This window comes from Lacrimispora sinapis (assembly GCF_043633585.1).
In the GTDB taxonomy this organism is placed as follows: Bacteria; Bacillota; Clostridia; order Lachnospirales; family Lachnospiraceae; genus Lacrimispora; species Lacrimispora sinapis.
The window spans coordinates 3,185,858-3,198,627 of the sequence record NZ_CP141832.1; the positions used below are offsets into that span (position 1 = coordinate 3,185,858).

General features: G+C 45.3%; 13 protein-coding genes. 1 reads left to right on the top strand and 12 read right to left on the bottom strand.

Annotation, left to right across the window (positions count from 1 at the left end):
• Positions 1 to 15: 15 nt before the first annotated feature.
• The 7 genes from VIG27_RS14980 to glf form a co-directional block, all read right to left on the bottom strand.
• Positions 16 to 996 carry a glycosyltransferase family 2 protein gene (locus tag VIG27_RS14980; protein WP_394523319.1) on the bottom strand — a complete coding sequence of 327 codons (981 nt, stop codon included), beginning with the start codon at positions 994 to 996 and terminating at the stop codon, positions 16 to 18.
• Positions 993 to 1,979, bottom strand: a complete 987-nt coding sequence (locus VIG27_RS14985; RefSeq protein WP_394523320.1) for an ATP-grasp domain-containing protein — start codon at positions 1,977 to 1,979, stop codon at positions 993 to 995. Before VIG27_RS14985 ends, VIG27_RS14980 begins: the two co-directional genes overlap by 4 nt.
• A complete protein-coding gene (locus VIG27_RS14990) occupies positions 1,976 to 3,115 on the bottom strand; it encodes a DegT/DnrJ/EryC1/StrS family aminotransferase (protein ID WP_394523322.1) in 1,140 nt (379 codons plus the stop codon). The genes VIG27_RS14985 and VIG27_RS14990 overlap by 4 nt, the downstream gene beginning before the upstream one ends.
• 39 nt (positions 3,116 to 3,154) lie before the next feature.
• On the bottom strand, positions 3,155 to 4,075 hold the full coding sequence (locus VIG27_RS14995; RefSeq protein WP_394523324.1) for a glycosyltransferase family 2 protein: 921 nt from the start codon (positions 4,073 to 4,075) through the stop codon (positions 3,155 to 3,157).
• Positions 4,076 to 4,110: 35 nt separating this feature from the next.
• Positions 4,111 to 5,001, bottom strand: coding sequence for a glycosyltransferase family 2 protein (locus VIG27_RS15000; protein WP_394523325.1), 891 nt, complete (start codon positions 4,999 to 5,001; stop codon positions 4,111 to 4,113).
• Between the two features lie 12 nt (positions 5,002 to 5,013).
• A complete protein-coding gene (locus VIG27_RS15005) occupies positions 5,014 to 5,991 on the bottom strand; it encodes a glycosyltransferase family 8 protein (protein ID WP_394523326.1) in 978 nt (325 codons plus the stop codon).
• Positions 5,992 to 6,082: 91 nt separating this feature from the next.
• Entirely contained in the window at positions 6,083 to 7,183 is a 1,101-nt protein-coding gene (gene glf, locus VIG27_RS15010) for a UDP-galactopyranose mutase (RefSeq protein ID WP_394523327.1), read from the bottom strand.
• 389 nt (positions 7,184 to 7,572) lie between these two features.
• Here glf and VIG27_RS15015 point away from each other — a divergent pair, with 389 nt between their 5' ends.
• The gene (locus tag VIG27_RS15015) at positions 7,573 to 7,758 is read left to right on the top strand and encodes a hypothetical protein (protein ID WP_394523329.1); all 186 of its coding nucleotides are present in this window, start codon (positions 7,573 to 7,575) and stop codon (positions 7,756 to 7,758) included.
• 255 nt (positions 7,759 to 8,013) lie between these two features.
• Here the strand turns inward: VIG27_RS15015 and VIG27_RS15020 are convergent, their stop codons facing one another.
• The 5 genes from VIG27_RS15020 to VIG27_RS15040 are packed head-to-tail and all read right to left on the bottom strand — an operon-like array spanning position 8,014 to position 12,720.
• Entirely contained in the window at positions 8,014 to 9,150 is a 1,137-nt protein-coding gene (locus VIG27_RS15020; protein ID WP_394523332.1) for an acyltransferase family protein, read from the bottom strand.
• Between the two features lie 17 nt (positions 9,151 to 9,167).
• Positions 9,168 to 10,097, bottom strand: coding sequence for a malonate decarboxylase subunit epsilon (gene mdcH / locus VIG27_RS15025; RefSeq protein ID WP_394523334.1), 930 nt, complete (start codon positions 10,095 to 10,097; stop codon positions 9,168 to 9,170).
• A 16-nt stretch (positions 10,098 to 10,113) separates the two neighbouring features.
• Entirely contained in the window at positions 10,114 to 10,740 is a 627-nt protein-coding gene (locus VIG27_RS15030) for a malonate decarboxylase holo-ACP synthase (RefSeq protein WP_394523335.1), read from the bottom strand.
• On the bottom strand, positions 10,731 to 12,431 hold the full coding sequence (locus VIG27_RS15035; RefSeq protein ID WP_394523337.1) for a biotin-independent malonate decarboxylase subunit beta: 1,701 nt from the start codon (positions 12,429 to 12,431) through the stop codon (positions 10,731 to 10,733). The genes VIG27_RS15030 and VIG27_RS15035 overlap by 10 nt, the downstream gene beginning before the upstream one ends.
• A complete protein-coding gene (locus VIG27_RS15040; protein ID WP_394523339.1) occupies positions 12,424 to 12,720 on the bottom strand; it encodes a malonate decarboxylase subunit delta in 297 nt (98 codons plus the stop codon). Before VIG27_RS15040 ends, VIG27_RS15035 begins: the two co-directional genes overlap by 8 nt.
• Positions 12,721 to 12,770 lie beyond the last annotated feature (50 nt).

The window sequence follows — 12,770 nt, forward strand, 5'->3', positions numbered from 1 at the left end:
CTGCCCTTATTTTTATTACTGGTTAAGAAATTTTCTTCTTAAAAATCCATAAAGCCCTGGAGTCCGATATTCCATTTGAATAAAAAACCTTGTTCTCGGTGTCAGCTCTTTGTAATATTTCTTATAGTCCGGATTCAGGATTTCCTTGAATTGTCTGGTATTGACCATGGTGTGATAGTAGGTCCGTTTTTCCGCACTTTTAATCGCTTCCCGAAGCCGTCCGCCGGTTGCCTGATCATACAGTTCATAGACTTTTTTCATTCGCTCATAATAGACCTGCTGCTTTCTGGCATAGTCTCCCTGCTTTCCCTCCATGGTCCAGGAACCGGCAACTCCCACCCGGTATCCGCTCATGGGTTCATCAAAATAATAGCCGTACCCTTCACTGGCGGCGATCATCTGGATGGGCGTATCCCCTACGGGGCATTCTACATAATAGTCGGGAAGATTTTTAACAATGCGGGAAGGAAATGCCATGGAGGACATGGCGTAGCCAGAGGATTTATCCACAATTTCCTCCGGTGAAATGACTCTGTTTCCACAATAAGGACGCATTTGTCCCTCCGTCAGCGCTTTTCCCACCAGTTCGATCCTGGCACTGTGGATGCAGAGGGTACAATCGGGATGAGACTCCATATAATCCACCTGTTTCTGCATTTTATCCGGAGAAATCCAGTAATCGTCACCATCGCACATAAAGATGTATTTTCCCCTTGCCCGTGGGAAATTAAAGGCTCCGCTGATGTTATCAATTCCCTGGGAGTACTGGTTTTCTGTCTGGATAAGAGGAAGCACCTTGCCCGGATATTTTTTTTCGTATTCCCTAAGAATTTCTCCGGTGCCGTCTGTGGAGGCATCGTCATGGACCAGAATCTCAAATTCAAAATTGGTTTTCTGCATCAAAAAGCTGTCCAAGGCCTGGCGGATGTAATCTTTATGGTTAAACGTGACACAGTTTACGCTGACCATGATCTCTGAATCCGGATTGCTGCTCATTCTTTCCCGACTCCTTCCCCAATTATTTTTGTAATATATTCCTCATATTTTCTGGCAATGTACATGCCTGTGGCACCATGAAACGGTTCTATGCGCTCTCCGGTGAAACATCTTATATGGTTGGTCACACAGTCATAGCCCGCCAGACAGGAGAACTCCACTCCTCCTGAAAAACGGGGATTGCATTCCAGCATATGATAAAGGCCGTCTACTCCTTCAATAAATTCAAAATTCACACAGCCGTTGATGTTTAAAGCCTGAGCGGTCTCTCTGCACATATCTTCCAAACCAGGATTTGTAAATACCAGGACAGAAGTTCCAGCACCATTGGCCGTGCGCAGCAGCTCCTTGCGGCAGATCACTGCACATTCTCCCGTATCCTCCTGCCTTACGATATCCACGGTGATGATGCTTCCTTTATAAAACGGCTGCACCACGAATTCTCCGGCGTGGCTGAATTCAAGAAAGCTCTTCATCTCTTCTATCGAAGCGATATAGTGAAGCCCCTGACTGCTTCTTCCATTGAATGGCTTTACAACCGCAGGGTAAGACAGCTTTTCAATGTCTGCCTCCAATAAATCCAGAGTAGGAATGGGGTGTCCGATGCCCTGTTCTGATAAAAAACGGCTCATCTCTCTCTTATCTCTGCACCGGCGGAGCGTTTCTTCCGAAGACAGGCAGAGAGTTACGTCACATTCCAGCAGTTCCTTTCTGTGCCGGTTCCATACATCCACTTCTGCATCGGTGAGGACGAGCAAGTGATCTGCCTGTTCCTCCGTACAGATGGATAACATCTGTTTTACATACCGGTTCTCATCGGTGGCATAGGGAACCTGATAAAAAGAATCCACACTGTTTGCATCAGCGATCCATTCCGAAGGATATATATCACAGCCCACCACACGTATGCCGTTCTTTTTTAAATTCTTAATCACGATATCGGCAGAAAATGACCCGATCGCCGTTACCAGTGCTGTTTTCATAAGTTCCTCCTGTTTGATTCCTGTTTCTGTCCGGCACTGACAATGATATCGCAGATCCGGTCCACCTGGCTCAGGGGCAGATCTGCATACAAAGGCAGAGTCAGAACGCTGTCCGCCGCCTTTTTCGCAACCGGAAGCACTGCATCTTTGAATGATTCCCGGTAACAGTCAAAATCCGTTATCAGCGGATAAAAATATTTTCTTGCGAAAACATGATGGGAAGCGAGAAGCTCATACACTTCATTCCTGGTCAGGGAAAAGTCTTCAAAGGCAACCGGAAAATAGGCATAATTCTGCAGTATGCCTTCCTTTTGGGGGTTCAGCCGAATGCCGGGTATCTGAGACAAACGTTCCCGGTACCGTTCCGACACCAGCCTGCGCTTTTCGATGTTGTCTCCTACATGGCGGAGGTTGCAGATGCCCATTACAGCCTGAAATTCGTTCATCTTGGCATTCCCGCCCACATATTCCACAGATTCTTTTCCCGTGATTCCAAAATTCTTCAAATAATTTAACAGAATCTCAAGGGACGGGTCCTGAAAGGTTACCGCACCGCCTTCAATGGTGTTGAACACTTTTGTGGCATGAAAACTGAACATGGAAGCATCTCCGTAAGTTCCGATTCCTCTTCCATGCACCTGGACGCCAAAGGCATGGGCCGCATCATAAATGACTTTTAAATGATGTTTTTTAGCGATCCTTTCGATTTTATCCACCTCACAGACATTCCCATACACATGGACCGGCAATATGGCGGTGGTCTTAGGGGTGATCAGCGCCTCGATCTTGTCTGCATCTATGGTATAATCATCCTCCCTGATGTCGCAGAACACAGGAGTTAAATTATTTCTCATTATGGCATGGGTGGTGGAAGCAAAGGAAAATGGTGTGGTGATCACTTCTCCGGTCAAGTCCATGGCCTGCAGAGCCATTTCCAGTGCCATGTGGCCATTGACAAACAAAAGCAGGTTGGGGACCTTTAAATACTCTCCAAGCTGTTCCTTTAACCGGTCATGAAATTCTCCCATATTGGTCATCCAGGAAGTTTCCCAGATGGGTTTGATTTCTTCTATAAATTCCTCATAAGAAGGCATGGACGCCTTTGTCACTAATATATCTTTCTCTTCCGGTACCATATTCCATTATCCTCCGATTTCCATTCCGCCCAAAGGAGGTCAGATGGAAAGCATCTGGCCAAAGGTCCTTATCAGGGTGCTTTTATAAAATTTGTATTTCCAAATGGTGTATATTTTTTTGATCCGGTCCATTTCCTGCAGCTTAATGAATTGTTCCAGGGTCTCTCTTTGTTCTCCGGTCATATCCGTTCCGAAGCGGTCCAAAAACAGTTCTGCCTGCAAAAACAGCTTTCGGTACTGTTCCCGCACCTGATGTTTATGCGTCAGCCTTTCCGCATATTGTCTCATACCGCCTTTTGAACCAACCTGATTGCTTTCATGCTGCCGGTAAAGCAGCAAAGGCCGGTCAATATAGGAAATCTTTCCAAAACAGCTTGCCAACAGTCCCAGCCACCAGTCGTGCATCATGCAGGTCTGGGGGATATAGGTCAGATAAGGATAAAATCCCTGGTTGATCATGACCGTATTCCCGGTGATGTTGTTCTCCACCAAGTAATGGCTGAACCGGTTATCCAAAACCGCGATTTTCTGGTACCTGGCCATGGACTTATGGCGGATTCTGCCGTCCTGATCCGTCACAGACAAATCGCCGTGAACCAGCAGGGGAACGTCTCTTCCCCATTGTTTCTCCAGGCGTTTCATTTCTTTTAACGTCACTTCTGCTTTATCGGGAAGCCATAGGTCATCCTGATCACAGAGCATGACATATTCTCCGCGAGCCTGACGAAGCAGACGGAAGAAATTGTTCTGGGGACTGCCGGAGGCGGTTTCATTCAACATGCATGTTATCCGGTCCGGATAGGTTTGTTCATATTCTTTTAGAATTTCAGGAGTTCTATCCGAGGAATGGTCGTCCGATATTACAATGGTCAGTTCCTTATAGGTCTGGTCCAGAATAGAATCCAGCTGCTGCCGGATGTATGCTTCGCCGTTATAAGCTGCTAAAAGCACCGTAATCACAAGACGTTCCTCCTTTCCCAAAAGAAGGGACTGGTCTACCAGGACAGTCCCACAATTTTTGTCAAGAACCAGATCTCAGCCATTAAAAATCTCAGAAACAGTTTTACACCGATTTCTTCCAGCCGGTTGATCTTTAAATAGGTTTTATAATAATGAAGCTTACTCTCATGAAGCAAAGCCTGTCTTTTTAAAATAGATTTCACGCTCTTTTGAATGGATACGGAATGCAGGTGGACATAGGACTGTTCCAGTAAAAGAACGGTCTTATACCCCTTTTCTTTCAGCTTATGTCCCAGAATTTTTTCCTCATAGTAGAGAAACACTTCCTCATCATAAAGACCGCACTCCATCAATGCCTTGACATCTGCCAGGAATAAGGAGCCAAGAACCGCATCCACATAGGCATACTCCTTGTTTTCATTCTGATTCCTGTTCTTTGGAAGCTCCGGCCGGTCATTGAGCCAGCGCCCAAAGAGCCGCCTTGTAATAAGTCCGGTGTCAAGCAGGTCTAAAAGCACTCCATGGAGCCTCCAGCTGGACAAGGCTACTGCCCCGGTCCCGTCCTTTGTGACAGCTGCTGCCACTGCCAGACGGTCCTGCCCGGAAAATGCATGCTTCATGGCATCAATGCAGGCTTCCGAAACTTTTACATCGGGGTTTGCGATCAATACGTGAGTGGCATGAAGCGTGTGGTAAGCATATCGGATCCCCACATTGTTCCCGTAGCCATATCCGCCGTTTTTAGGAGTGCTTATAAAGCGGACCTTTTCATCCTCCAGTTCTTTTAACCTTACGGGGGAATCATCGGTGGAATGGTTGTCCACGACTACAATGGAATCCAGGCACTGATACGCCCGAATGGCATTTACCAGACTCTCTGTGGTTTTTGCATCATTATAATTGAGAATGATACAGCTAACATTCATATCCGCTCCTTTTTAAGAACCCTTTCGGGAATTGATCACCTGCATACCAAAACGGCGGCTTACATAATCCCGGAAAGGGGGACACAAAAATGTGCCGTAATTCATCAGATGATACGCGATCATATAAAGGCGGCTGCCCTTTTCTTTTGCCGTTCCCGCCCATGGAGTCCGGGCAAGATAATGGTCATAGGCCCTCCGGTAATGATTGAAATTTCCCTGCTTCCAGGGTCTTTCGTCTCCCATATAATGAACGATGACCGGGTGCCGTTTCGCCTCTTGAAAGGATGCCTTTGATACGTTTTTGTATACCGGAGACAGCCTGACTAAATGACCGTAGCGGAAATACCGGTAATTGGTAAAAAAATTATACCGGGGAGACAGCATTTTTATCTGCCCCTTTAAGGCTCCGTTGATGGTGTCCTGGTCTCCTGCAAAAAGCGTTCCGCTCTTGGAACAGTAAAAGTCCAGAAGCAGCTTCTGGGCATTTTTAAGCCGCCATTGTTTCATGTCTATTAAAAGAACACCGGAATTAAAATAAGGGTCCTCCGGCAAAAGACCGATCTCTTCTTTCATCGAGGGATAAATGGTAGGTTCCATAACGGCTCCCAGCATATAAGATTCCAAATCCGTTTCCCACAGCCGTTTTAAGGAAGACAGCACCACAGTATCGCAGTCCAGATATAACACCCGTTCTGCCGCATCCGGCAATACTTCCCCTACAAACAAACGGGCCAGGATGCTTAAATCAAAGCCTCCCGTGTTCACCTCATAGGAGAAGCGCTCCTTTAGATCTCCCAGTTCTATGATTGTTATCTGCCGCCCGAACGTTTTTCCAATGACCGAAAGCCGTTCCCTTGTCTGCCCGGATAACCCCATGGACAAGATATAGACCTGGAGTTCACCGGACTCCCGGTTGTGCTCCAAAAGGGAATAGAGGGATACCCCTAAGTGTCTGGCGTAATGATCGTTGGAAGCGTATACAACATTCATAGAATCCTCCCGTTCCGTACCTTTTTGTACCTTTAGTTCCGTTGTATTGTACTATATCTCATAGGAAAAGTAAACAGCCTGGCGGGCCGGGTCATTTCAATTCTTCCATTGCGGCCTTCATGGCGGATTCAATGACCTTGTCCATATCGTAATACCTGTATTCCCCTAACCGTCCCCCAAAGATGATATGGGATTCCTGCGCTGCCAGGGAACGATACTTTTGAAATAGTTTTTGATTTGTTTCATCATTGACCGGATAATATGGTTCCATGCCTTCGCTCCAGTCTCTGGGATATTCTCTGGTAATGACCGACTTCGGCTGGGTACCGAATTCAAAATGCTTGTGCTCGATGATTCTGGTAAAAGGTGTCTCCCGGTCCGTATAATTTACCACTGCAACCCCCTGGTAATTATCCGTATCCACGGTCTCCGTCTCAAACTCCAGACTCCGGTATTCCAGCTTTCCGAACTGATAACCGTAAAAAGCGTCGATCATACCGGTATAAATGGTCTTTTCTGCCAGACCGTCATAATGGTCCCGTTTCTCTAAATAGTCCGTTTCCAGCTCCACGTCGCAGCCTTCAAACAGCTTGTCAATGATCACATTATAACCGCCGATGGGGATTCCCTGATACAGATCATTGAAGTAATTGTTGTCATAGGTAAAGCGGACCGGAAGACGCTTAATGATAAATGCCGGAAGCTCCCTGCAGTCTCTGCCCCATTGCTTTTCCGTATAGCCTTTCACCAGCTTTTCGTAAATATCTGTTCCCACAAGGCGGATGGCCTGCTCTTCCAGATTCTTAGGTTCCCCTGTTACTGCCTTCTTCTGCTCCTCGATCTTTGCTTTCGCCTCCGCGGGAGTGGCTACGTTCCACATCTTGCTGAAGGTGTTCATATTAAAAGGAAGGTTGTACATCTCACCCTTAAAATTGGCAACCGGGCTGTTGGTATAGCGGTTGAATTCCGCAAGCTCATTAACAAACCTCCAGACCTCTTTGCTGCTGGTGTGGAAAATATGGGCGCCGTAGCGGTGCACATGAATCCCTTCGATTTCCTCACAGTAAATATTTCCCCCCATATGGTTTCTTTTCTCTACTACAAGGCATTTTTTTCCTTTCTGGCGGGCCAGATATGCAAAGACACCGGAATAAAGGCCGGCTCCTACAAGCACATAATCATACTTCTTCATGGTTTCTTTCTCCTGTCATTTTATAAACTGTACTTATTATACTAAAATGAGAAGGAAATGTAAAACCCTGCTTGCGGAAATGGGAACGAGAAAGGAGGCAAAATGCTCATTAAATGTGTAAATATTGGCATTCAACAGGTATAATTTTGGCACTTGGGTTGAAGCAGTTAAAAATATATGTTAAAAGAAGTTATATTAATTTATGATTTGCAATCAAAAAAGAGATGATAAGTTTTAGATGGACTCAAATACCTAAGGCTGCCGTTCAACAAAGGGCGGTGGAGCGTACAGTCCGGACATTTTACACTGATAGTAATTATGCAACAGTCGTCAGTTCTACTACAACACATGTTTATGCAAGAGGATATAGAGATTAAGTGAAAAAAATTATGGAAAAACTAATTAGTGCCTGGAGCTATATTGCAATAATCGTTGGTATATTGCTGGCAGAGAAAGTATCCACAAAAGCTACCTGGTGGAATATTCTTAAATCTGAATTCTGGGAGATAATTCTTGTAATTTTTGTAGGTTTGATTGCTTCTGCAATTATCAAGTATTATAAAAGTAATAAATGATTGTGTTTGATAAAAGCGTTGTCGTAAAGACAGCGCTTTTTCTAGTGTAAGTGTTGATTTTGAATCTAATATTCGTCCACGTGGTAATGTTGGAAGTTCTCCCCCAAAAATTAGGCTTACGGATTCTGGAAATGGAAAGTTTGTATGGAGTTAGAAGGGGCAGGCTTAAAAAAACCACCGAATGATTCCGTAAGATCAGAACAATCAAAGGCTATGATTCTTTCATACTGAATCATAGCCTGAAATATTACTATTCTAATGAATGTACTGCTGTTCTTCTCTTACGTTTTTCCCCTTTAAAAGTTGCGGAACATACTTTAAGGCAAATTCAATCCCATATACCAGTGAAAATGACATTATTGCTGTCATGAGCCATAAAAAGAACAAATGGAACCCATAAGGAAGAGAATTGGCTGGCTCTCCCATAATTTTGATCAGCACAAAAATCAAAAAGTAATTTGCCAGATAAGCCCGGTATGCATATTGGGCCAGAAACCGGAACGGCACTAACAATTTTGAATGGTTTTTGATCAGTACCAATCCAAAGCCATATACAGCAATGATTGCAAAAACATCATAGCAGAAGGTGGAAATTCTTAAATAAAGTGAATTGGATAGCTTTATATGTTCCATTCCGTAAGAGAACATCTCACGGTTTTCAATAAGAAAAAACATACAGATCAAAGGCAAAACGGCAAGCTTGGCCTTTGATACGAAGCTTTCCCATTTCTCAACATTGGAAGAAGCAACTGTTCCCAAAATCGCATAAATGCTGAAGCCGATAAACGAGCGGTCGAAATAAAGCAGTATCGGATTGGTTCTTCCGCCGAATATATAAGTATCATAATAATATACAAATGCTGTATAGAAAATAAATGCAGCCAATAATACAGGGCCGATTTTCTTACGATCCTTTGACAGCTTTGCATGGAGATACCAAAGTACCGGTACCAGTAAATGGAACTGGAACATCATCACCAGATACCAGGTGTGGGGTGCACTGCTGCCCAGCAAATACCCCTTTAAAATATCTTTTACGCTATGATAGTTTGAAAGGTCAATCAATATATAAACCGTAGTCCACAAAAAATACGGCACCAATAATTCCTTCGCTTTGTGGAATACATGGGTCTTATAGGGAACATTTTTTATTTTGCTGATATCAAAGCAGATTGCAAAAATAAAAAAAGGCGCGGAATATTTCACAAGGTCAAGGATCACAACCGATTGAGCCTGTTGGCTGATTGTCAAATCCTGTTTCATCATAGCACCTAAAATTCCCTGCATCATCACTGATAATACTGCAAAAACTTTTAAAATATCAGGAATTGTTGTCTTTGTACTCAATGCCTCTCGATAGCCATTTGAAAATATAACATTGTCTTTTTCCATACTCTTCTCCTGAAAATTCATTTTTCTCTTTCATTCTTTATAAGGATGCAGGCCGATTCGATCCCGCTGTTTAATGCGGAAATACAACGGGCATCCGGAAATTCTTTCTTTGCCATGTTGGTTAGGGTCTCGCCCGGCCCGATCTCCACAAACAGCCTCACTCCACGTTCATACATTAACGTAGCAGAATCATGCCACCGTACCGTTTGGGAAACCCCCGCTGAAAGATCCTGTCTGATATCCTCCACCGTCCTTAAAACTCTCGCTCTGCAGTTGCCTACAAATAATGTTCTGGGAGGGGTTAAATTTATTTCCGCCATTTTATCTGCCAGTTCTTTTGATACTCCATTTAAAAGCCTGCAATGGGAGGGGACGCTTACATTTAATAATTTGGCCTTATGAGCGCCCATGGTTCGTGCAAGGGCAAAAACATCTTCAATGGCGGATAAAAGACCAGAGATGACGATCTGGTCATACCTGTTTAAATTAGCAATATAAACGGGGGAGGTTTCTGAATTTACCTGTTGGACCAATTTGCCCACCTGCACCTCATCAAGACCCACGATCACACCCATACCGTAATCTTTGGGATAGCTTTGTTCCATGAGCCTGCTTCGCAAATCCACCACAGAAAGGGCATCCGAAAAATCCAGGCTGCCGGATACGACGGCTGCAGAAAACGATCCGATGGAATGGCCGGCTGCAATGTCCGCAGCAGCGCCCTCTGCCTTTAATACTCTTGCAACAGCTACCTCGGAGATCAGCAGGGCGAGCTGAACGGAAACCGTTGACTGCAAGGCTTCCCTGGTATCCAGCTGAAGAATGTCTCTCCCCAGTACCGTTCTGGCTTCTTCTATGGTTCTTTCCACTTCCTCATGCTTTGGAAGTTCATGAAGCATATTGATCTTTTGTGACCCCTGACCAGGGAAAATAAATGCTACGCTCATACATTTCCTCCAACTTTCAGACTGGTTCCCATGGATCTTCTACCAATTTTGGCCCATGGACGGTCCGAAGCAGGAGCTTGCTCCCGCCTCTTGCATATTCCTCCAAGGCCACACTTCCGTTTGGAGTCTCCATCTGTACATCTAACTTTACGGGGAGCTCCGAAATTCTTTTTACAATATCCTTTGCAGTACAGACGGGCAGAACCTCCGGGGTACGCATCACAATATCCAGATCGCTGGTTTCCGTAACCGTATCGGCCTTGCTGGCCAATTCAAAGCCAACACTCCCTACAGGTCCCCATAGGATTTGATAGCTTTTAAAAATCTTATGGAGGGTTTCAAGTGGTTCAAACAGTCTGCTCTTTCTTATATGGCTTCTGGTTCTCCACCCCATCTCTGCAGATATCTGCTCCGGAGTGATGACTTCTTTGATACCGGTGGATAAAACGGCTGCTGCCAGCCTCTGGTTCCGGTTCTCTCCACGGATGCCTGCCGGAATCAGGCCATCTGTAAAAGGGGCACGGCGCACCACCACAAATGGTGCCCGTGTCACAGCCTTTAAAAGCCATTCGGCTTCTGTAAAATCCCCTTGAAGGTCCTTTACCGAACTGATTCTTAATAAATCATGAACTCTTAATTCCATTCTTCCTTTAACTTCCTGCGCACCTTAATGCCGGCGGCTCTTCCCGTAAGAGCATTCTTTGAAGTAAGACGGTTTCTTAAATCCCTTATTCCACTTTTCCGTGTGACTTCAATGGCCTTGTTTAATTTTCCCTTTATGGTTTCAATATCTTCCGCCTTTGGAGCTTCCGGATTGATTCCTTCTACTAATTCTTCCAGGGTCCCAAGAGTTGCATAGGACTGGATGTCATAAGCCATGGAAGGAACCTTTTTGGCTGCTTCATCAAGCTCTTCTACCGTCCGCTTGGTTATTCTTGCCGCAGACTGCTTTGACATTGCATGTACCAATACTCCCGGATCGTCAAGGGCAATGATTCTATTTGCCTGATATCCATGGGTTAAGAACGCACCGGATATGGCTGGTCCAACCAATAAAGAGATGACCGGGTGGCCGGCAAATCTTGCAGTCGCATAGGCATCGACAGCCGCGGCACAGGACTGGAAAATACCAAGCAGCTCTTCCTTATAGCCATAGGCCTGGCTGGGGACATCTACGATTGCAATGATGGGACGCTTCTCAGCCTTCCCTGCATCTGCTTCCACGGCTTCCCTTACGTATTTCGCAATGGTCCAGCCTTCTTCCAATCCCACTTCTCCCTTTCTTGCCCGGGGGAACCGGTTATTGGGATTTGGCACTACCGCAATATAACGGACCTCTTCCCCACCTAATTTACAATCTGCGTGAAGCACGGAGGGAACTGCTCCGGTCTCAGGATCTTTTATTCCCGTCAGCTTTTCAAACCACAGTCTTCCTCTGCTCATTTCCTTTTCCGATGATTCTTTTATCTCTCCGGTTCCGGCAGTCTCTTCATTTAGTAAATTCTCATCCTTGGACCACATGTTTCTTACATCCATCGGACTTATTTTTTTAGACGGATCAATGCGTTTGAGCCTTGATAAGAATAAGTCGATTTGCTTGCTTCTAAGCTCAGAAGGTTTTCCTTCCTTGACAGCGGTTCTTACAGCCTCTGCAATTGCAGCAATGTCATCGTCTACAAGCACATCTGCAAGACCAATGGCCTGACGCTGTGCGCCTCCCGTTGTATCCCAGATAAGCTTCTTATCTTTGGAGTCGAACTCGGCCACGCCTGCTTCCTGCTCGATTACCTCCGGTCCGTTTAAGGTCATTCTTCCTTCCCGGGTAATGATTATCTTACTGAATAATCCGGCAGTCATGGACATTCCGCCAAAGCAGCCGATTTTTCCAGGGATCACGCCAATTACCGGAACATAGTTACGCAGGGCAACAATGGCGGATTGAATTTCGGCAATTGATAACAATCCGTAATTTGCTTCCTGAAGTCTCACACCGCCGCTGTCATGAACGATGACTGCGTTGGTCTTTATTCCCTGTTCGTTATCCTCAACTGCTCTTTCCAATGCTCCGGCGATTTTGGCACCGGATACTTCACCGATTCCGCCGCCCTGGAACGCTCCTTCTATGGAAATCACCACCACGCGCTCGCCGCAGATGGTTCCGCGTGCCACAACAACTCCGTCGTCACATTGGGGAACAATTCCCTGGGGTTCCAAATGCGGGGATTCCAACCGTTCAAATGGTCCCAGCAGTTCTCTGAAAGTTCCTTCATCAAGTAATGCCATTGCACGGTTACGTGCCTTTAACTCTACAAAACTTTCCTTCATTTTATGCATTCTGACTCACCTCCAACGCTTGCATCAGCCGCAATGTGACCATGCCTGGTGTTGCACCAAAATCATTGATTTCAATGTTTGCAGCAATATCATTCTCTTTGAAAAACTTATCCAGCAGATCCTTCCAGATCTGTCCGAACCCATCAAATCTTGTTCTCACTGTAACATGAGCCCTTGTTCCTTCTACCGGCTCTAACAAAATCTCCAAATCTCCGGAACCTACCACTCCGACATATGCCTTGTTCGGTACAGATTTAGTTGCCAAATAATCAAACGTTAATTTTTCCATATCGAGCCACCTCCAAATCTATTTTTTTCCTGTTTACCAGCTGAAAATCA